Raw genomic sequence first — 21,145 nt, 5'->3', positions numbered from 1 at the left:
TTCGGGACGAAACTTTGAGCCTACTGCGGTAGTGTTGGGGTGTTATCAAAGTAAAAATTAGCTTCTGCAAGCGGTAAAATTTCTGCAAAAAAAGCCTCAGCTATTTGCTGTTTGTCTGCCAAATCTTCAAGGTTGGCAATGCAGAAAAGCGGTGCGACGCGATCGACTATTTCGGGCGGAAAGTCTCGCGTGAAATATTTTAGTTCAAAGTCGTATCTGTGCGGACGGTAAATCATGCCCAGCAGTTCGACTAAGGGTAGAAGCGTCCAATTGTGATAGTTGCCGCTCGCATCTACTAAATGTCCCCGATAAATCTCTTTTTTTACCAGAGGTTGCAGCAAATCGAAACGGATTTTTATTTCGTTGAATCGAGTTTGCATTTGGGATAAATGCTTGTTTGTATCCAAAGGAGGCGGTACAATTAGATTAGCTTTGTCAAAGGCGATGGGCACTTTCCCGTGTCTCTCTACTTCCAGAAAATCGTTGCGGTTGCTGCGCCGGAAAACGGCAAAATCAATTAGCAAAAACGGCGGGGTTTCTTTGAGCCGCCAGAAGCACTGCGACTGACCGTGCCAAGCTGGTTCGGGAACTCGATATTTGAGTTCGATTTCGCCAAGTTCTGCGAGCGCTTTTTCCACAATCTTAAATGTTTCTTCCACGCAGTTATCTTCAACTACAACAGCAATATCGAGGTCAGACCACTCGTCGGTGTATCCGTGGGCTGCTGAACCTCCTTGCCACAAACCGAGAACAAAATCTAAAGGTTGTAAGGTAGAAACAATCTTTTCGAGAATGATTTGTCTCATAGAATAAAGCTATACTTTGGGTGGTGTTTGTAAGGTCAATTCTGTAAATGCCGTTTAAAGCAAAGCGCAATTGAATAACAATTTAAAAGTCATAATTGAGGAGTCATATTAACGAACAATAATTCAGGAATTATAATTACTACTGAATTCTTTCTTCTCCTTCAGAAGTCAGCATGAATTCTGACTCTTGATCCCTGAATTATTTATTGATAAAATCCGCAGCACAAGCGGCGAGCAGCAATAACTGCTATTCGTTGTGTCCCTCAAAGAGGACTGATACATAGAATTTGCTTTCTGTTTTATAGTTTAGCAATTTTGCAGTAGTCATCTCGGATTTATTGATGATTGTTTAAGCCGTGGGTATCAATAACAGCTTGCATGGGGCTACAAATAAAATCATTCCTGAAGAACTTGTTCCAGTGGCGGCGATCGGCAAAATGGTGCCCAATCGCAATCCCGACAACTGCTTTGCTCAAGCCCAAGAGCGTGCAACTTTAACCCCAACAATGGTTTGTGAGCTTAAAGAAGATTCCGGTTGCGGATGCTCTCGATCGCGTTGCGAGCCGCATAACCTATGTTTGGGTCTCGATCTTTTAGTACAGAAGTGAGCGGTGCGATCGCCCGTGCATCCCCAAACTTGTTCAAAGCTTCAACAGCTTTCCGCCGCACGTTTTGATTCTGATCCTTGAGGACCTCAAACAGGGACACTAAGGCAGGCTCGCCCAGCTTCACCAAAGACTCAAGGGCAGCATCATTGTCGTCATGTCTATCCTGGAAGGTTTCGATTAGCGGCCCGACAGCCCGTGCATCTCCAAGATTGCCCAAAGCCTTAGCAGCAATTCTGTCTATTCGCCAAGTTTTATCTTTAAGCAGCGGAATGAGCGGCTCGACTGCACTGAGATCGCCGAGATTACCTAAAGCCTCCACAGCGTAAACACGTACCAGGCAACTACTATCAGAGAGGGCATCAAGCAACGGTAAAAGCGATCGGCGATCGCCAATTATTCCCAAAGCTTTAACCGCTGCGTATCGCACTTCTTCATGCTCATCTTTAAGCGTTTCAATCAGCGGCTCCACCGCCCGTACATCAGCAAACTTTTCTAAAGCCTGGGTCGCCTCTAAACGGGGACTCGGCCAAGGCTGTTTCAGAGCTTGGAGCAGGGGCTCTACGGCTCGCACGTCCCCAATTTTTGCCAAAGCCCTAGCCGCCTGCTGACGCTCCTCAAAAAGCCCCTCCTCAAGCAATTGGATCAGCGGTTCGACGGCACGGGGATCGCCTAACTCACCCAAAGCCTCTGTAACAAGAGTTCGGACACTTCCGTGGGGAAAAGAGACTTGAATAGTTGATGTTTCGTAAGTCCTGACTTGCCTCAAACCCTTATTCGGTCGTCTAAAAAAATTAAAAACAGTCCGAAGTATTGCACTAACAGCAGAGTAGATGTTGCTCTTTGAATTCCCAATACCATCGATAAACGGTTCAACTATCCGCCGATCGCCAATCTTACCTAAAACCCAGGCAACCGTAGAACGCAGCTCGCTATCTTCGTCCTCTTGTTTAAAAACCTCGAGCAGTGGTTCAATTGCCCGCTTGTCACCAATCTGCTCTAAAGATATCGCAGCCAACTTACGCACAAACAAGTCAGAGTCATTTAGCAGCGCCGATATCAGCGGTTCAACTGCCCGCACGTCCTCCACCTGACCCAACATATAGGCTGTTTGCTGACGCACTTTGCAATCACTATCTTTAAGCAACTCGATTATCAGTTCAACATCTTGGTGGCCCTCAAACTTGCCTAAAGCATAAAGAGCTTGCTCGCGTACCTCGCTATTTTCATCTTTGAGCATATCGGTGAGCGGTTTCATAGCCCGATCGTCTCGCAGCCGACTTAAGGCTCTGATGGCAGCTTCGCGCACTTGCCAATTAGAATCTCTAAGCTGAAGCATCAGAGGTTCAACCGCTTTTTTGTTGTCAATCCAGCGCAAAGACTCGATCGCACTCAAACGCACTTTGTCATCTTCGTCATCGAGCGCTTCAATCAGCGCTGGAACTGCCTGTTTATCCCCAATGTTGCCCAAAGCCTTAGCCGCACTTTGTCGCACAAAACTATCTTCATCCTGAAGTGCATTAATCAATCGCAATTGCGACAGTTCGCCCAAGTTGCCCAGTGCTTTAGCAGCATCCGGGCGTAGAGGATGATTTGGCTGTCGGAGGATGTTGAACAGTAACTCAACGGCACTGCTGCCCGTTAACTGGTTCAAAGCCTCGACAACAGCCAGACGAGGCTCCTCAACCTTCAGTCCCGCAAACATTGGCACGTAGCCGCCATTTTCCATTTCATCGTTGCCGATGGCAAAGCCACACCTAAATTCATTTGAATAGTTGAGTGATTTTATTAGTGGATCAATAGCTTGCTTATCGCCCATTTTGCCCAAAAATCGGGCTATATTCGGGAGCATTTCTGCGCTCCAACGCCTGCCCTCAAGCATCTGAATAAACAGTTCAACCACAGGCGAGTGGCTAAAATTGCTCAAGGCTCCAACTGCTTTTGAGCGGACACTCTCATCAGAGTCTTTAAGCACTTCAATTAGGGGTTCAATGGCTCGCACATCACCTAATTGACCCAGAGCTAGGGCGGCTTCGGCACGCACCCAGTTGTACCTATCTCCGGCACGCACACGGTCGTCCTCATCTTTAAGCACTTGGATTAGGGGTTTTACCGCCCGCACATCCCCCACAGCCGCTAAAATTGTGACGACTGCCTTGCGTACCCATACCGAAAGCGAGGCATTCATGAGGACTTCAATCAACGGTAATACCGCAAGCTCACCCAGTTTGACTAAAGCAGTAATGGTAGGTTCTGGCACAGATCCATTGCCTTTCCAATCTTTTAATTTATTTATTAGTGGTTCAACCGCCGACAAGCCGCCCAACTCACCCAAGGCGAGGGTTGCAGCTTTTTGCATCTGCCACTCCGAGTCATTGAGCGCGTTAATCAGCAAGTCAATAGCTCTCAAATCCCCCAACTGACCCAAAGCTTTGGCAGCACAACAGCGTACCGACATAGACGGATCGCTCAGGGCGAGGCCCAGAGGTTCAACTGCCCGCACATCACGTAGCTCACCCAAAGCGGTAGCGGCATTACTACGCACGTTGTCATCGCCATCTTTAAGAGCATCGATCAGTGGCTCAACTGCCTGCCGATTACCTAGATAACCTAACGCAACAGTGACACTACAGCGAATATAACGGTTCGTATCCTTGAGGGCATTAATCAGAGACTCTACTGCCCGTGTGTTGTCGGTGTGCCCAACCTTACCCAAGGAAAACGCAGCTAGTCGGCGCACCTCAGCATCATTATCTTTGAGAGCTTCTATCAGCGGTTCACTCGCCCGCTTATCCCCAAGCTCACCCAAAGCTTGGGCAGCACTCCTACGAACATCAAAGTCAAAGTCCTTGAGTGCCTCGATCAGTGGCAGGGTGGCTCGTGCGTCGCCTAACTTGCCCAACGTCTCTACGGCCTGAAACCGCACCCATTTATTCTCATCGGCGAGCGCGTTGAGCAACGGTGATAATCCCAGTTCACCAAGCTTAACTAAAGCCTCCGTAGCTGTCCGACGCAGCCCCCACTCATCATCGCTAAATAGATTGATTAGTGGGTCGATAGCTCGTGCGTCACCCATCTCACCCAAAATCCGGGCAGCCGTACCCTGTACCGCAGTACGCTCATCTTTGAGGGCGCGAATCAGGGGTTCAACCGCTTGCTTGTCACTCAGTTGACCTAAAGCGGAGGCGGCGTACTGGCGGACTCCTGTCACTGAGTCGTTGAGAGCTTGGATCAGGGGTGCAACCGCTTGCTTGTCACCCAGTTCACCCAAAACAATGGCACTACTCTGGCGCACTTCCGAGTCTGGGTGTCTGAGGGTGTCAATCAGAGATTCAATACCCAAAGCTCTAGCCGCACTGTGGCACAATTCCAAATCCGAGTTTTTGAGAGCATCAATCAGAGATTCAGCCGATATCATAGGTTTTTCCTGTTTACGTCATCGACGATCGCCACTCTGGCACAAGAATTATCACAGCAGGCAAAAAATATTGATTTAGGAACTACTCCGGCTAAGATGCAGTATGACGGGCAGCTTTATGTAAGGCTCTATATTTGATACCGACTCTTTTGACAACAGTTATCGGGATATTTTAATTATTGTGCATGATGAGATTTACTAAACTTAACTACTGCCGATATTTATTAAGCAGTTCTATCAACCATATACTAACCAACGAGTGCCAAGCATTGCACTGACAATTTTGAGCGGCAAGGGTTTGACCGACCCAGATTTAGGTTAATGCGATCGCCCGCGATTGAAAATCAGCCTTATATTGTCAGAATCAGAAACTTGCCCGCTGTCCGGTAACATGAGAAAGGATTAATTTTTAACAGCGCGGCATGGCTACTATTTGGGAACTCGACTTTTACAGCCGTCCAATCCTAGACGAGCGAGAGAAAAAAAAATGGGAAGTGTTGATCTGCGAAAGCCCGCTGAATGTAGGCGACAATGCCGAATCTCTGTTTCGCTACTCGCAATTGTGCTCTAGTTCTACCGTGAATTCCCTGTGGCTGGCTGGCGCCATTAAAGATGCGATCGCCGCAGCACCCAAACGACCTGAAAAAATCCGCTTTTTCCGCCGCCAAATGGGGAACATGATTACCAAAGCCTGTGAGGATTTGGACATTCCCGCCGCCTGCAGCCGCCGCACCCTCGCCCTCAGCCTGTGGCTGGAAGAACGGATGCAAAACGTTTATCCCGCCGAACCGGGCTATCAACCGGTTGTGAACCCTAGCGTTCAATTTATACCCGAAACGCCAGTTGCGCTGCCGGATGCTTTAATCGGCGAAAAATGGAGGTTTGTGAGTTTGCCGATCGCAGCTTTTGACGAAATGTCCGAGTGGGATATCGGATTTGGCGAAGCTTTCGGACTGCCGATGACACGCCTCGCCCCAGAAACGCAAATTCCGGGACTAATTATCTACTCGTCGAGAGCAACAGCTTTGGCAGGTTGGATGTCGGGGTTGGAGTTGGCTTTTCTGAAATTTGAGAGCGGCCCACCTGCTAGGCTGGTATTAGATACCGGAGCTAACGATCGCTGGATTTTAGCTAATCTCAGAGACGCAGCAACTGAGAGAGAAGCGAAAGGATTTGAAGAAGCTAAAAAGCAAGCAAAAAAAGTACATTTCTTAGCAATTCAGTCGAATCCAGAATCGGAATCTTTTGCAGGATTTTGGCTGCTGCACGAACTAACTATTTAGTTAATAGCTTAGCAATAACTGATATCGGGCAGCATTCTCCATCAGATTTAAGCAACCGGGTTTTTTCAGAAAAAATCTCGGCTTTTAGATCTGAACCGCAGCAAAAAAGTCGGTTTCTGACCGCAGCCAAAAACAGATAGCGTCCCACGTACTCCTGTAATGGAGATATGAAAATTTTAGATTCTAGTTCAAGTTCTCAGATTCATCTGTGGAGTAAATCTAAAAGCTAAAATCGACGCTAAGCGGTTGGCAAGATGCAAACAATCACAAATGCGTACAATATTGCGATCGCGCCTTCCACCAGTTTCCCCAAAGAATCTAAATGTAGGCCCGTGCTCCCAAGCCATATCCAGTAAGTCCTTGCCAATTCTTTAATCGAAAATCGAAAATCGAAAATCGAAAATCGAATCGCCCATTAGCAACCACCGAGAACAATGACCCATGACCAATCAGCAGAACAACTGCTAGAACTAGCCACCAAAGCAGGTGCAGAAGCTGCTGAGGTATTGGAATCGCAATCGCTCTCGCGGCCGGTCTTTTTTGAAGCAAACCGCCTCAAACAGCTAGAAACCGCCCAAGCAGAAGGCATTGCCCTGCGGCTGTGGCGGGACGGGCGGCCGGGTTTGGCGGTGGCCTACGGGCCGGTGGAACCGCAAATTTTGGTGGACAGGGCGATCGCGCTTTCGCAACTTAACGAACCGGAAACCATCGAACTCGGCACCGGTGAGAAAGTTGTTTATCCCGATCGCGGAGTGTCGGTGCCGGCCGAACAGCTAGTAAACTGGGGCAAAGAGGCGATCGCGATCGTCCGGGAAGCCTATCCAGAAAGCCTCTGCACCGCCGAACTCGACTGCGAAATCGAGAGCACCCGCTTGCTGAACACACTAGGCTTGGATTCCAGTCACACCGACACCACCCTCAGCGGTTACTTATCAGCAGAATTAGTGCGGGGCGAAGATTTCCTCAACATTTGGGAAGGCGAAACCGAACGCGGCACCCTCGACTTAAACACCAGCGCCAAGCGGGTTTTGCAGCGTTTAGAATGGGCGAAAGACAATGTAGCCCCTCCCACGGGCCGCGTGCCAGTCCTATTTACAGCCAAAGCCGCCGACTTGTTGTGGGGGACTGTGTGTGCGGCGTTGAACGGCAAACAGGTACTCGAAGGCGCTTCGCCTTGGAACGATCGATTAGGCCAACAAGTGACATCGGCGCTTGTCACCCTCTCGCAGCAGCCGGATATCGGGCCCTATAGCTGTCCCTTTGACGACGAAGGTACTCCCACTCGGGCGATCGTCTTTATCAACAGCGGAGTGTTGCAGCTATTTTATACCGATCGCACCACCGGTCGAGCCTTGGGCAGCGGCACCACCGGCAACGGATTTCGCCCGGGTTTGGGCAGCTATCCGACGCCGAGTTTGTTCAATGTTTTGATTAAACCAGGTTCGCTTTCCCTAATCGATTTAATCGCTCAATTAGACGACGGAATTGTAGTCGATCAAATGCTTGGCGGCAGTGCCGGAATTTCCGGCGATTTTTCAATTAATGTCGATCTCGGCTACCGAGTCAAAAAAGGTCAAATAGTCGGCAGAATCAAAGACACAATGGTAGCTGGCAACGTCTACAGCGTCCTCAAACAATTAGTAGAATTGGGAGGAGACTCTGAGTGGAATGGTTCTTGCCACACACCGTCTGTAATTGTAGAGGGATTGTCCGTCATCGGCAAGAATTAAAGTCAGTTGGCCGTTGGCAGTTGGCCGTTGTTAGTTGTTAGTAGTCATCAGCCATCAATCATCAGTCAACAGTCAACAGCCAACAGTCAACAGCCAACAGTCAACAGCCAACAGCCAGCAGTCAACAGTCACCAATTCTCACTTCCCACACATAATATGCGTATTTGTTTTATCGGCGATTCTTTTGTAAACGGTACTTGCGATCCAAAATGTCTCGGTTGGACAGGACGGATTTGCGCTGGCGCTTGCGGACAAGGACACGATATTACCTACTACAATTTAGGAATAAGGGGAGAAACCAGTGCCGATATAGAAACTCGTTGGTTCAATGAAATTTCTGCCCGCTTACCTCACTACACCGACGGCAGAATAGTATTTTCCTTTGGCGTCAACGACACTTACCTAGAAAACGAAAAAATTCGCATAGAATTTGACAAATCAATTGAAAATACCCGCTCTATTCTCACGTCAGCCAAAAATGTATTTCCAGTATTAATGGTAGGGCCACCGCCAGTTATTGATGCCGATCGCACAAGCCGGATTGCCAACTTATCTGAACATTTTTCCCAAGTTTGCAGCGAATTAGAAGTGCCTTATCTAGATGTTTGCACGCCACTGCAAAAATCAGAAATTTGGCAAAAAGAACTTACCGAAAACGATGGCTCCCATCCAGGCGCCGCCGGTTACGCTGAATTGGCTAAAATAGTTCACAATTGGGACGGTTGGAAAGCGTGGTTTAAAAATATCAATGTATCAGATCAAGAGACAGTAACGCTGTTTCGAGCCGTCGGCAAAAAAGAAATGGAACTGATTAAAGAAAGCGATTTTCTGGCATTTCCGCCACGCTTATCCTTTCAGCCTACTTTTTATCCCGTAGTTCACAAAGCCTATGCCATACAAATCGCGCGAGATTGGAATACAAGAGATGCAGCATCGGGATATTTCGGCTATGCCACGCGCTTTCGGGTGGCGGCCGAATTCTTAAAAAAATATCCCGTACAAAATGTGGGCAGTTCGATTCACCAAGAATATTGGATTCCGGCAGAAGAATTGAGCGAATTCAATCAAAATATTGTGGGAAAAATTGAGATTTTTGCGGAATATCAACCCTAAACTAGGAGTGAACTATGCTAAAAATTAATCAATTTGAAATAGTGAGTTTTGACTGCTACGGCACTCTAATAGATGGGGAAAGAGGGATATTAGCCGCATTGAAACACTTCCGGTCTAATCGGGAAATATATTTCATGTATGACGGAATTTTAGAGCTTTTTGCTGACTTTGAATTTCCCCTAAAAAAACACAATGATAATTATATAAAATCTCGAAATATTTTGCAAGGAATAGTTAAAAAGTTAGAGCAAGAAATTAAGTTTCAACCCACAGAAACAGCATCAAGAACAGAAATAAATTGTTTGCTTGATTCTCTCAAAAATTGGCAACCATTTCCCGATCCCGTGGCCGCTTTAACAGCACTAAATCAGAAATACAAACTGGCAGTTATTTCCTATATTGACGATGATTTGTTTGCTGGTACAACCCAGCAGTTAAAAGTTGAATTCGACTGGTTGATTGCTGGGGAAAAAGTGCGATCGTACAAACCGCCAACTCGCAACTTTAAAATAGCCCTAGAAACAATGGGGATTTCTACTGACAAACCCCTGCAGGTTGCTCTGAGCATCTATCATCACATTGTACCAGCCACATCAAGGGGAATCTCAACGGTTTGGGTAAATCGCAGACAGGACAAAACAGGATTTGGGGCGACACTGCAGGCTAGAGGCCAGCCAGACTTGGAAGTGCCGAATTTAAAAACATTAGTAGAGGTTATTGGGTAAATAATCGCAGAGTAACGCAGATTAGTAAAGTTTATCTGCGTTACTCTGCGTGAACGTTCGGTTAAAAATTAGTTATATTTTGCCAAATCGAACGATTTTTCGCTAAAGTGCGATCGAGCAGACAATTCTCAGGCCATCTACGCTATTTATGCCGTACATAACTATCCCTAAACAATTTAGGGAACCTTCCAGGGTCATCAAATCTCAACTTTTTTTACGACCGAAACGCCTCGCTATTTTTGAAGCTTGTCTAATCGGCTTAGTGGCCGGCCTGGCCGGTGTTTTGCTCAAATCAGGAGTCGGATGGCTCGGCAGTTGGCGAGTTGCTACCTCGACATTAATTCCAGCTTGGATATTACTGCCGTGCGTCGGTTTATGTGGCGGGTTGCTGACAGGTTTATTGGTTGAGCGTTTGGCTCCCGAAACTGCAGGCAGTGGCATTCCCCACGTCAAAGCTGCTCTCGGCGGCGTCAATCTTGCCTTAGATTTGCGAGTAGCTGTCGCCAAACTTCTGACCACTATTTTAGCCGTTGGTTCCGGTTTAACTTTAGGCAGGCAAGGCCCAACTGTCCAAATAGGAGCATCTTTGGCTGGCTGGATAGGTCACTTGATGCCCACTTCTCCAGACTACCGCCGACAATTGATTGCTTGCGGTGCTGCTGCTGGATTGGCTGCGGGTTTCAATGCTCCCATTGCAGGAGTTTTGTTTGTAGTTGAAGAACTGCTGCACGACGTTTCGGGATTGACTTTAGGGACTGCAATTATCGCTTCATTTATCGGTGCAGTTGTCTCGCAGCTTTTGGGAGGCGATAGTTTAAGTTTGAACCTTCGCGCGTACCAAACCAGTTTTGATGCTCAGGAAATCCCGTTTTATATACTGTTAGGAGTTTTAGCCGGATTGCTGGGAGCTTTGTTCACCAAAGGGATTATGGCTAGCTTGCAATTTAACAGGCGATCGCTCAAATTAGCTTTGCCCGTGCGAATGGCTCTAGCTGGTTTAATCTGCGGTTCAGTAATAGCTTTTCTCCCAGCAACTTTCCGCGACAATACGGGTTTACGGGAGTTTATGCTGACCGGCGAAGCAAGTGGCATAACGAGTTTAATTGCTTTTGTAGCTCACTTTTTTCTGACAATTATTTCCGCTGCTTCTGGAGCTCCGGGAGGATTATTTTCACCTGCCCTAGTTCTCGGTTCTGCACTCGGTCACATGGTGGGCATTGTGCAGGCAGATTCCCTGGGCATCGGTTTGCCGGTAACTTACGCTTTGGCGGGAATGGGAGCGTTTTTTTGCGCGGTTTCTAGGGCGCCGATTACTGCGGTAGTAATTGTGTTTGAAATTACTGCGGATTTCAAATTAGTGCTGCCTTTGATGATCTGTTCTGTAGTGGCTTATTTGGTCGCAGAAAAGGTGGACAATGGCTCTTTGTACGATCGCCTTTTGGAGTTTAACGGCATTCAACTGACGCAGGCAAAAGCTGCCAGCAATACTTTGAGCGACTTGCACGCAGATGACGTGATGCAGCGCCGAGTAGAAACTCTTTCGAGTCTGCTGACTTTCGATGAAGTGATGCAGGCATTTTCGCGATCGCACCACCGAGGATTTCCAGTAGTTGAAGAGGGCAAATTAGTCGGGATTGTCAGTCAAACCGATTTGGCCAATGCCAGAGAGCGCAATTTGTCCGGCAACTCCCTGCTCAAAGAATTTATGACTGTAGGGCCGATCGCAGTCAAAGCAAGGGATACTTTAAGCGAGGTATTGTATAGGCTCAATAACTACAATATCAGCCGTTTGCCTGTCGTAGAAGGGCGGCGTTTGGTGGGAATTATTACCCGCAGCGACATTATCCGAGTTGAATCCGATCGCCTCAGCGGAGAAACAACCCAGGGCCCGCATCCAGAACCTTCCTATGTTGTCTATCAAACCAGAGCTCCGCAAGTCGGAAACGGCCGCTTATTAGTACCGCTTTCCAATCCCCAAACAGCACCCGCTTTGCTGCGGCTGGCGGCGGCGATTGCGCGCGATCGCAATTACGAATTAGAATGCCTGCAAATCATCTTAGTACCGCGCAACAGTTCTCCCTCAGAAACCGCAGTGCGGACAACCAAAAGCCGCCGCCTGCTGCAACAAGCCGAACGAATAATACGCAATTGGAAATTGCCAGTACACACCCAAATACGGGTAGCTCATGACGTGCCTAACGCGATTTTAGAGACAATAAAGGAGCGACATATCGATTTGATTTTGATGGGCTGGCAAGGCGAATTTTCCACAAAAGGACGTATTTTTGGCGATGTGGTCGATACCGTAATTCGGCAAGCAGGCTGCGAGGTGATTTTGGTTAAATGGAGCGAAAAATTATTAGCAACACGAAAGAAAAACGAGTTTGCCACCGCTTTTAGCGGGCGGAAATATGCGTCTATTGAATGGGAATTTAATGCCAAAGGAGTTGATGGTGCAGATAATCTCACATTAGCCGCCTCAGATTCCTCACCGATTCCTGAGACTGAATTTGCCCCGCCGAATTCAGAGATTCCAGGGCCAGAATTGGGACTGCACACGCTGATGGGTTTACACCGTTGGTTGGTGCCAATTCGCGGCGGTTACAAGCAAGCTGCGGCTTTGCGACTGCTACCTGCTTTGGTGGCTGCGAGTGCTGTACCGGAGATTAAATTGTGTCAGGTTCATCAGCCTTCTGTTGCAGAACCAGATCGCGGAGAATTAAAGCAAGCAGCGGAGTTTATCAAGCGCAGGGTTAGCTGTTCGATAATAGCGACTTCGGTTTGCGCTAAATCGGTTTCTGATGCTTTAATTGATTTGGCTCAGAACGATCAGTGCGATGCGATCGTCTTGGGAGCGAGCCGTGAAGGGCTGCTGAAGCAGGTGATTCACGGGAACATCCCGGAAGCTGTGGCGCGTGGGTGCGACTGTACAGTCATTTTAGTGCGATCGGCCTCTTAGCAAATTCATACCATTTTAGTCTTGTTTCTAGACCGACCTCCTAAATAATTAGACTTTAAATAATTATGGGTTACAGCTAGATATTTTTCCTAACGCAGAGGCGTTTTCCTTGATTCCCTTCCAATTCCATAAAGAAGTCTCCATGCCTTTTTCCGCTTGTGCTTCACAGCCGCTAAATTCTCGCTTTCCTTTTATTTTTAACACTCAATTGCTTGGTTATTGATGTATAATAATGCAAAGCAAAAAGCAGGTTAATTCCAAAAAACACCAAAGTTAAAACAAATGTAAAAAAAGACGTAAACGACAGCCGGGAAGTCATCGTAAACATCGCCAAAATGATTGAGCAAAGCCCAAAACCGGCAGCAAAAGAACTTAAAAGCAGCAACCGCACCTTAGACATAGTTTAATTTAAAGATTATCAGTAAAATGCACTCTTGGCAGCTACAGAGGAGTGCCAAATGATACTTATTACTATATAGCGGAATTGCTCAGTTCCGCCAAGGGCAAAACGACTGCTTTCCTAAAAAGGTTTGAATTATACAGAAAAATACAGCCCGCGCTCTTGTAAACTCCTGTTGCTCGACTTAATATCAATCAAAGGAATTCCCCAGCCCAAGCTGAGCATTCCACCTTTCGCCGTACAGTCCCCGCAGCCGCAATCCCGCTGACAGCAAAGTATTCGCTTCCAAAACCGCGCTTTCCCTCGGATTCCAAACATTGCCAGAATCCAGAAACGGCGTCACCTGCAAAACTCCTTGTGTGTCGTCGCTGCGCTTGCATCGGATACCGCAACTCGGTTGAATCAAAAATCCCGCTATCGGCAAGCATTGCATCCTGACGCTAACCCCGCAAGATATCTGAGCCTCCTATACCGAATTGTTCGATCGCCAAAAGCTCTGCCCCAGCCAATGCCACATTTGATCGCACCTGCAGCAGCGTCTCAGGAGCCAACAACCGCACGTACTGAAATCGACCCAGCCAGGTCAAAAATCGACTCTCAGGGCTGCTGCTGCTCACCTTAGCACCAAATGCTGCCATTGCGAGACACAACTGCGGTGGAAAATCCTTTCCCAGCAAAGATGTATCGCTTTCTCGACTGCTGGTACCGATACCGATCGCGATTTCTCTTCTGGGATTTTGCACGATCGGCTCGCGGTAAATCACTGCCAACTACTTCAAATCGATCGACTCTTATCGTACCCGGAATCTTAGCAATTCAGCAGGCTGTGCCGGCGCCGCAACAGCAGGCGGCAAAAGCTGTGCGGCTGAAGGCAAGGGCTTTGGTGGCGCGGGTTATGGGAGAGGAGCCGGATTTGGCAGTCGCGGGTTAGGAATCGGAAATTCGTGTCTATTTTCTCCTCTGTTCGGCAATTGAGGGAGAGTTTCTGGAGCCTCACTTTGGGTGGTTTGATCGAATTCCGGGATGCTATTTTCTAGCTCTTTACTACCTCTATCTAATTCTGAACCCGAGTATAAATCACGAAGCCGATCGCGATCGTCTGCTGTTTCTTGATTTAGTTTGAATTGAGACGGTAAATTATCCTGCAAAATTGGCGCTTGCACCCCGGAGTCCGTACCAACCATCGACTCACCAACACTTAGAGCTGATAGCAGTGCGGGGCAAATAGCTGCAATTGAAAAACCAAGTGCTAATGCCTTGAAAAACTTGATTTTACAAAAGCCTCTAGAAAATTGCACGGGCATGACAGATTAGCGATATTTGATAGTTATTTACACTTACGATCGGGCGCTGCCGACGCAATTGCAAGGAATAAAATTACTCTATCACTTTTGGAAGAGTTAATTCCTTAAGTCAATATAAAGATAGTTGACAGCCCTCTTGTTTTGTGTAATAAGCAATTACTGAAAAGAACTCTGACCTCCCAAGCTACCCCTCTTGCAAGGAATAAAATTACTCTATCACTTTTTAAACACTTAATTCCTTAAGTCAATATAAAGATGGTTGACATACTTCATATTTTGTGTAACTAGAAATTACAAAAAAAAACTCCGACCTCCCAAGCTAGCGCTGTAGGTCGGCGGAGCATTTTATCAAACCTGCGATCTGAGAAATAGATAAATTTTGATAGAGATGACTACATTTTATTGAGCTGCGATCGCAATTCTTCCAACTCAGCGTCAATCACCGGGCTCGACTCCGAGCTACTAGCTGCTGCCGTTTTACCCGCTGCCGGCAATTGACCTTGAGACACAGAACCCCCGGTCAGTTGAGCTTTCATCTGAGCCAACTCGTCATCAACATCACCGCCGCTTTCGAGCAAGCGGAACTGTTCCTCTAAATTGCTGCCGCCGGCCGCCAATTCTGCGGAAGCCCCCGCGCGAGCTTCAATCTGCAAAACTTTTTCTTCCATGCGATCGAAAGCCGCCATTGAACTGCCAGTATTCAAGGTGCCAATGGTATTGTTGAGCTGTTCCTGAGCTTTAGCAGCCGATATCCTCGCTTTGAGCATATCCTTCTTAGTCTTAGCTTCAGAAATTTTGCTCTCCAAACCGATCAAGTTGCGCTTGAGACTTTCCACCTGAGCCGATTGCTGATCCAGACTGGCTTTCAGGGTAGCCGCCGTTTCAGCGTGAGACTTTTTGCGAACTAGCGCTTCCCGGGCCAAAGTCTCGTCTCCTTTTTGCAGGGCTAGCTGAGCGCGCTGCTGCCACTGGTTAGACTGAGATTCAGCTTGATTGTACTGAGTCTGGGTGCGCTTTTGAGTAGCGATCGCGCTGGCAACGGCCTGACGCAACTGCACCAAGTCTTCCTGCATATCCGTAACAGACTGTTCTAAAATCTTTTCCGGGTCTTCAGCTTTATTGACCAGATCGTTAAGATTGGCTTTGACGACTCGGCTAATGCGGTCAAATAATCCCATAATGCTATTTTTCCTGGGTGAGGTGTACGAAGTAGGCGGAAAGCAGGCTTGATAGCCCTAGCCCGCAGTTGTGAAATTCACTCTTGTCAGATTTTTAGTGCGATTTAGTTTTTGGCAATTTTTGCAGACAGATAAATCCAGTTTAAAGCGATCGAGTAATGTGATGCAGGCAAGCTTATTCATGCACCTATCCATTGAGTTTAACGTCGATCCGGGAATTCCCCAACAGGCTTCGAGCCATCTCTAGCTAGGCTGTTGAGAAGTTTTTGCTCGTCTCGACTCTTGTTCTGTTGCCCGGGGTTCAGGATGCGGGCGGCTCGCTCGACGGCAATTTGGGTGTATTGTTGCCCGGAAGCATTTGTGCTTTCATCGCCGCCAACTCGGTATCCACATCGTCGGCACCTTCGAGAGAGAGAAACTTCTTTTCTAAATCATTAGTTCCGAGTTCTGCGATTGCTTCGGAGCGAGCTTCTAGCTGCATGACTTTCTCTTCCATCCGTTCAAACGCGCTCAAAGCGCTGCCGGTACTGAGATTTCCCATCATTTCTTGCAGCCTTTCCGACGATGCGGCCGATCGAGCTCGGGCAATGTACATATCTTTTTTAGATTTTGCCTCGGAAATTTTACTTTCGAGCGTCCGCATATTTTCTTTAAGTTTAGTGACAACAGCCGATTGCTGATCCAGACTGGCTTTCATCGCCGTTGCCGTTTCTTGATAAGATTTCTTGCGCGTCAGAGCTTCCCGCGCCAAATTTTCCTCGCCTTTTTGCAAAGCTAGCTGCGCCCGCTGATGCCATTCTGCTGCTGTAGACTCAGCTTGGGAACACTGGCGTTCAGTGCGTTTTTGAGCTGCAATCGCTCCTGCCACAGCTTGTCTGAGCTGCACTAAATCTTCCTGCATATCCATTACAGCCTGTTCCAGAATTTTTTCTGGGTCTTCTGCAGCCCCGACCAAACTGTTAATATTGGCTCGAATCACTCGCCATAGGCGATCGAATAATCCCATTTTGCCCGTCTCCCGATTTTATTAAATTTTAGATTTAGGACAGGGAATTGACAATTACAAAACCAATTTTGTGTTAGACAAAACATTCCTCATTGTCTAGCTTTGTCTAACAATTTAGTTAAAGTTTTTCACCCTTTACCTAATTTATGGCTGATAGTATTGTGGCTTCACCCCTTTTTCTTGGAGTTCTTTCGCCAAACGTTCTGCTGAGGCAGGATCGTTCAAAGCCCCCATTTGGATCTTGACACCCTTTGAGAAGTTCCGCACGTAGGCATCGGGAACTGCGGTTCTGGCTTGCTGCAGCGATTTTTCGCCTGTGTAATCGGTAACAACGTAATAAAAACCGTCTGCGGCCCGTGCAGGCCTTCCCAGCGGGGCTGCGGCCGCTGGGGATGCGGCGGCTGGCGATGCTGTCGCCGGGGATGTGGCGGCAGGCTGGCCTGGGGATGGTGTTGGAGGCAGTGTCGGCAGTGTCGGCACTGGCTGCGCGGCACTGGGGCTGGGACTGGGAAGCAAAGCCGTGCTCAGATTGTTGAGTCCTTGTTCCCTGCCTCTAGCCGGGTTGCCGTCTTCTGTAGGAATCGGCACAGCCCCGCTGGGGCCCGGAGGCGCTGGCGGAGTTGGCGGGATTGATGCTTTTGGTGACGGGGAAGGAATCGGGCTGACTGTCGGCTTGACATTGCTGAGAGTGCTCAAATCTAGCTCCACAAATTCCTTGGATACCAGATTTGGAGCTTTCGGCAGTTCCTTGGTCTTGGTATCTGAGGTGGAAGTAGAGGCGGGACTGTCGGGAGAGGGTGAGGTGCGGAGCAAACGGTTCAGGCCGGCCATCTTAACTAGATTTGACGGGTACATGACTGCGTAGCCCAAAGCTGTGCACGACAGCAAAAACAGCAGCATCGAACTCAGTCCCAACGGAGTTAACAAACTGGCGGCTAAACTGCGTTCTACAGTAGGCTCAGCTTTTGACTCGTCCAAACTTTCGATCAGTTTTTCGCTTGATTCGAGATACTTGTTGGGTGCCAAGGCACTGCTAGATAGTTTTGTGCCACCCCTGGTAGTGGCTAGCGGGGCATCGCCCTGAGTGCCGGCAAGGGATAGGGGCAGCGATAGCGGCTGCTGGGTTTCCTCCGCAGTCTGCTGCGCCAAATTTTGGGCTAGCTGTTGCTCGGTTGTGGCTGTTTGCTTGCCGGTACGAACTGAGGGCGACACCCACTGTTCGGCGCGCCTCCTGTGCCTTCTGTATGTTGTCAGTTCTGCTTCTAGATTTACATCTAGACTCCCCAGGACTGCTTGCAAAGCAGGCTTGATTGGGGTTGAAGAGGATTGATGATTTGGGGATTCAACCGAAGAACGCTTACTCATTAGCAAAACTCCTACCGCCTCTGAATTAATTTGAATCTTTTGATTTTGACACTCCCTGGCCTAAAGGCGTGGGGATTCTTGCTTCGCAGGGATTCCAATGAATTTACCCTCGGCAAGCATCTTGACCGTATGCCCTACGGCTGCAAGCCCTCGGTTGAGAACTACTTGCGCGGCTGCGACATCTCTGTCGGTTGTATAGCCGCAATTGTGACACGAGTGAGTTGGTTGTGATAACTCTTTTTTGCCTGTTTCGTTAAGGCAATTGGGACAGGTTTGGCTAGTCTTTTTAGCATCTACTTTCTGGAAATACACACCGCGCTTAAAGCAAGTTTGTTCCAATATGTTGAAGAATTGCCCAAACCCAGCATCTAAGCAGTGCTTACCTAACATCCCTGCTTTCAGTCCGACCAGATTAAGGTCTTCGACAAAAACCATACCCGCGTCATCACAGATTTGATGTGACAGCTTGCGATGCCAATCTTTTCGGCAGTTTGCCACATATTCATGCAGCAAAGCGACTTTTTTCTGAGCCTTTTTCCAATTATTTGACCCGCTTTTTTTTCTAGTAACGCGCTGTTGCAGCAATTTAAGCTTGCGTTCTGCGTCAGCAAAAAACCTCGTTCTTTTAATTAAAAGCCCGTTAGAAGTTGCAATCAAATTAGTCAACCCTACATCAATTCCTACGGGATTGCCGTGAGGAATAATATCGGGAATTGAGACATCCCATTGCAAAGTCAACATTATATACCAGCCACTAGACCGTCTAACGACGCGAGCTTGTTTGACGATTGCGCCCTGGGGAATGGGACGCGACTGACAAAATTTTATCGAGCCAATTACAGGCAATTTAAAGCGGTTGCCTTGATGGAAAGTTGCACCCAACTGTGGGAAACTCAAAGACCTAAAAGCCCCCTGTTTTTTGAACCGAGGAAACCCGTGATTTTGCTCCCACATACTGACGAAAGCTTTTTCCAATCTCCGCAGCGTTTGTTGCAACACCTGAGCGTTGACTCGCTGCAATGCGGGGCTGGTCTTCCTGTATGCTGTTAAAGCCTTACACTGACTTGAATATGTCGGTCTAGGCACCTCAGCAGGAATAATATACTCGGAGCGAATGGAGCAAGAGTTAATTTGACATTTGCGTGAGTTGTACCAGTCTTTGCGTTCTCTTAGGGCATAGTTGTACACCTTGCGGCACTGTTCTAGCCAATCTTCAAAAACTGCTATTTGTGTCGCTGTGGGCTTCAACTTAAATTCAAACGTCAAATTAAACACTTGCTTCACCTCCTTGACTTAGCATACAACAAGTCTACAAATCGTCAAAGGATTTCTTAGAACCAATTAAAGTCGCTCGCTTATGGGCGAGGCTCTCACCCCAAAATTTTGGTAGATATAAACAAGAATCTTGAAAAACTGCCTATTTTATGATTAGCTACTTTTGGCGTCAATGCCATAGGGGCGCGATCGCCTGCTGTCGATCGTCGGCAGCTATTTTTCATTTTAATTTGAAAACTTAATTGTTGCTGTTTCCCCGATGCAGCTTACCGACACTCTCAGCCACTTTGTGTATCCTGAGCTACCGCTTATTTGTAACCTCTCATACTCGTTGCACATTTGTACTTTTTCTTGATCCCTGACGGCTTTATAAACTTTTAACCTTTGTTTTCACCTATACAATGAGCAACGACAGAGCTAATTGTTTCTATATATAACGAGATTATAAATAAATTATAAAATTTAATTATGCTCCGGGGATCGCTACAACCCAGACAGCATAAAGGCTGGGATGCTCTAAAACCTGCTAGCTCTACAAAGGAGAATTAGAGATGAAAATGATTTCCCTAAGAACTTTTATGCAAACCTCATTAGCTTCACCTTTAACTTCAGCTTGTGGTCACTGCCGTCACTATACCCCAGAGGGCAGACGTGGGGGTGTTTGCGCTTTACTAGGCGGCCCGGTTCAAAGTCACTGGAAAGCTTGTGCTTTAGCGGTTTCGCCTTTTAGGTCATCTTGGGAAAACATAGAAGAAATTGGAATGTGGCAAGAATCGACTCTGACGCTGCAGGATGCCACCGTCACTCTTTCCGAGCGCCATGCCTGCCAGCTTACAGGCACAACGTTAACCGAAAAATCCGCTGCTGCAGTCTCGGTTTAGTTAGTCGGCAGCAGGATAGGTCATACCATTTTCGATTTTCGATTGGGAAATCACTGATCATTATCATGGTTTGGATCTGACAAAGCAGTTTCATTCTTTTTGGGAACTGGTATCAATAGTCACACTTTTGGACGATCGGGTGCATTTGGCTTTACTAACTCATAAAAATCAGCAACATCTACTTTAATATGAGCGCATAAAAAAGACTGATTTCTCCATCCCGCTATGGCAGCCAAGGATATTGACTAAAATCAGGTTGCCGTTTTTCCAAAAAGGCTTGTTTGCCTTCGGCGCCTTCCTGGGTCATATAGTACAGCAAAGTGGCATTTCCTGCCAGTTCTTGTAAACCGGCTTGACCGTCGCAGTCGGCATTAAAAGCCGATTTCAAACAGCGAATCGCGATCGGACTTTTTTCTAGAATTTCCGTAGCCCACTGAATCCCTTCTAGTTCTAGTTGTTCGACAGGCACGACGCAGTTGACTAAACCCATTTCTAGGGCTTGCTGTGCGCTGTACTGGCGACACAAAAACCAAATTTCTCTGGCTTTTTTCTGGCCGACGACTCTGGCAAGATAGCTAGCTCCGAAACCACCGTCGAAACTGCCGACTTTGGGGCCGGTCTGTCCGAAAATAGCATTGTCAGCAGCGATCGTCAAGTCGCAAATTAAGTGCAGAACATGACCCCCTCCAATTGCGTAGCCTGCAACTAAAGCAATTACAACTTTGGGCATCGAGCGAATCAACTTCTGCAAGTCGAGCACGTTCAACCGGGGTATGCCACCTTCGTCTACATATCCCGCCGCACCTCGCACGCTTTGGTCGCCGCCGGCGCAAAAGGCGTATTTGCCGTCTGTATGAGGCCCCGCACCTGTGAAAAGGACAACGCCGATTTTTGTGTCTTCGCGGGCATCAGTAAAGGCATCGCACAGTTCCTGCACTGTTTTGGGACGGAAAGCGTTCCGTTTGTGAGGTCGATTGATGGTAATTTTGGCGGTGCCGCCACTTTTGTGATAGAGAATGTCTTCGTAGGTTTTGGCGGTTTGCCATTCAATTTGCATAATCAATCAATTTGAGATTTGAGATTGAGCTGAGTCAATC

General features: G+C 47.6%; 18 protein-coding genes. 8 read left to right on the top strand and 10 right to left on the bottom strand.

From position 1 onward, the window contains the following. Positions 1-20 precede the first annotated feature (20 nt). Complete coding sequence (locus QUB77_RS05340) at positions 21-806, bottom strand: nucleotidyltransferase domain-containing protein (protein WP_333170708.1); 786 nt, start codon at positions 804-806, stop codon at positions 21-23. 356 nt (positions 807-1,162) lie between these two features. On the opposite strand from QUB77_RS05340, the gene QUB77_RS31675 reads away from it, so the two are divergent. Continuing rightward, on the top strand, positions 1,163-1,414 hold the full coding sequence (locus QUB77_RS31675) for a catalase (protein ID WP_445251720.1): 252 nt from the start codon (positions 1,163-1,165) through the stop codon (positions 1,412-1,414). On the opposite strand, the gene QUB77_RS05335 is transcribed toward QUB77_RS31675, so the two are convergent. Next, positions 1,326-4,829, bottom strand: coding sequence for a HEAT repeat domain-containing protein (locus QUB77_RS05335; protein WP_333170711.1), 3,504 nt, complete (start codon positions 4,827-4,829; stop codon positions 1,326-1,328). The two genes, QUB77_RS31675 and QUB77_RS05335, sit on opposite strands and share 89 nt — an antisense overlap. 422 nt (positions 4,830-5,251) lie before the next feature. On the opposite strand from QUB77_RS05335, the gene QUB77_RS05330 reads away from it, so the two are divergent. The 5 genes from QUB77_RS05330 to QUB77_RS05310 all read left to right on the top strand — a co-directional run bounded on the left by QUB77_RS05330 (position 5,252) and on the right by QUB77_RS05310 (position 12,639). Continuing rightward, positions 5,252-6,112: a Tab2/Atab2 family RNA-binding protein gene (locus QUB77_RS05330; RefSeq protein ID WP_333170713.1), complete on the top strand. Its 861-nt coding sequence runs from the start codon at positions 5,252-5,254 to the stop codon at positions 6,110-6,112. A gap of 434 nt (positions 6,113-6,546) precedes the next feature. Continuing rightward, the gene (locus QUB77_RS05325; RefSeq protein WP_333170716.1) at positions 6,547-7,842 is read left to right on the top strand and encodes a TldD/PmbA family protein; all 1,296 of its coding nucleotides are present in this window, start codon (positions 6,547-6,549) and stop codon (positions 7,840-7,842) included. A gap of 27 nt (positions 7,843-7,869) precedes the next feature. Next, positions 7,870-8,955 (top strand): GDSL-type esterase/lipase family protein, encoded by a 1,086-nt coding sequence (locus QUB77_RS05320; protein ID WP_333170719.1) that lies wholly within the window; start codon positions 7,870-7,872, stop codon positions 8,953-8,955. 14 nt (positions 8,956-8,969) lie between these two features. After that, positions 8,970-9,680, top strand: coding sequence for an HAD family hydrolase (locus QUB77_RS05315; protein WP_333170721.1), 711 nt, complete (start codon positions 8,970-8,972; stop codon positions 9,678-9,680). Between the two features lie 148 nt (positions 9,681-9,828). Next, entirely contained in the window at positions 9,829-12,639 is a 2,811-nt protein-coding gene (locus tag QUB77_RS05310) for a chloride channel protein (RefSeq protein ID WP_333170724.1), read from the top strand. A gap of 590 nt (positions 12,640-13,229) precedes the next feature. Here the strand turns inward: QUB77_RS05310 and QUB77_RS05305 are convergent. The 4 genes from QUB77_RS05305 to QUB77_RS05290 form a co-directional block, all read right to left on the bottom strand. Continuing rightward, positions 13,230-13,472 carry a hypothetical protein gene (locus QUB77_RS05305; protein ID WP_333170728.1) on the bottom strand — a complete coding sequence of 81 codons (243 nt, stop codon included), beginning with the start codon at positions 13,470-13,472 and terminating at the stop codon, positions 13,230-13,232. 7 nt (positions 13,473-13,479) lie between these two features. Beyond that, a complete protein-coding gene (locus QUB77_RS05300) occupies positions 13,480-13,803 on the bottom strand; it encodes a hypothetical protein (RefSeq protein ID WP_333170730.1) in 324 nt (107 codons plus the stop codon). A 129-nt stretch (positions 13,804-13,932) separates the two neighbouring features. Beyond that, positions 13,933-14,343, bottom strand: a complete 411-nt coding sequence (locus QUB77_RS05295) for a hypothetical protein (RefSeq protein ID WP_333170732.1) — start codon at positions 14,341-14,343, stop codon at positions 13,933-13,935. A gap of 392 nt (positions 14,344-14,735) precedes the next feature. Further along, positions 14,736-15,521, bottom strand: coding sequence for a PspA/IM30 family protein (locus QUB77_RS05290; RefSeq protein WP_006635936.1), 786 nt, complete (start codon positions 15,519-15,521; stop codon positions 14,736-14,738). Positions 15,522-15,591: 70 nt separating this feature from the next. On the opposite strand from QUB77_RS05290, the gene QUB77_RS05285 reads away from it, so the two are divergent. Beyond that, the gene (locus QUB77_RS05285) at positions 15,592-15,768 is read left to right on the top strand and encodes a hypothetical protein (protein ID WP_333069845.1); all 177 of its coding nucleotides are present in this window, start codon (positions 15,592-15,594) and stop codon (positions 15,766-15,768) included. Between the two features lie 54 nt (positions 15,769-15,822). Here the strand turns inward: QUB77_RS05285 and QUB77_RS05280 are convergent, their stop codons facing one another. The 3 genes from QUB77_RS05280 to QUB77_RS05270 form a co-directional block, all read right to left on the bottom strand. Then, positions 15,823-16,527: a PspA/IM30 family protein gene (locus tag QUB77_RS05280; RefSeq protein ID WP_333085036.1), complete on the bottom strand. Its 705-nt coding sequence runs from the start codon at positions 16,525-16,527 to the stop codon at positions 15,823-15,825. 144 nt (positions 16,528-16,671) lie between these two features. After that, on the bottom strand, positions 16,672-17,892 hold the full coding sequence (locus tag QUB77_RS05275) for an SPOR domain-containing protein (RefSeq protein ID WP_333170735.1): 1,221 nt from the start codon (positions 17,890-17,892) through the stop codon (positions 16,672-16,674). A 60-nt stretch (positions 17,893-17,952) separates the two neighbouring features. Beyond that, a complete protein-coding gene (locus QUB77_RS05270; RefSeq protein WP_333170737.1) occupies positions 17,953-19,167 on the bottom strand; it encodes a transposase in 1,215 nt (404 codons plus the stop codon). Positions 19,168-19,745: 578 nt separating this feature from the next. On the opposite strand from QUB77_RS05270, the gene QUB77_RS05265 reads away from it, so the two are divergent. After that, the gene (locus QUB77_RS05265; RefSeq protein WP_333170739.1) at positions 19,746-20,048 is read left to right on the top strand and encodes a hypothetical protein; all 303 of its coding nucleotides are present in this window, start codon (positions 19,746-19,748) and stop codon (positions 20,046-20,048) included. 223 nt (positions 20,049-20,271) lie between these two features. Here QUB77_RS05265 and menB read toward each other — a convergent pair whose 3' ends face one another. Beyond that, complete coding sequence (menB, locus tag QUB77_RS05260; protein ID WP_333170742.1) at positions 20,272-21,105, bottom strand: 1,4-dihydroxy-2-naphthoyl-CoA synthase; 834 nt, start codon at positions 21,103-21,105, stop codon at positions 20,272-20,274. Positions 21,106-21,145: the final 40 nt, after the last annotated feature.

The sequence above is a fragment of the Microcoleus sp. AT9b-C3 genome (assembly GCF_036705485.1).
In the GTDB taxonomy this organism is placed as follows: Bacteria; Cyanobacteriota; Cyanobacteriia; order Cyanobacteriales; family Microcoleaceae; genus Microcoleus.
Note: the sequence above shows the minus strand (reverse complement) of the source record. Positions and strands in the feature narration are given on the sequence as shown.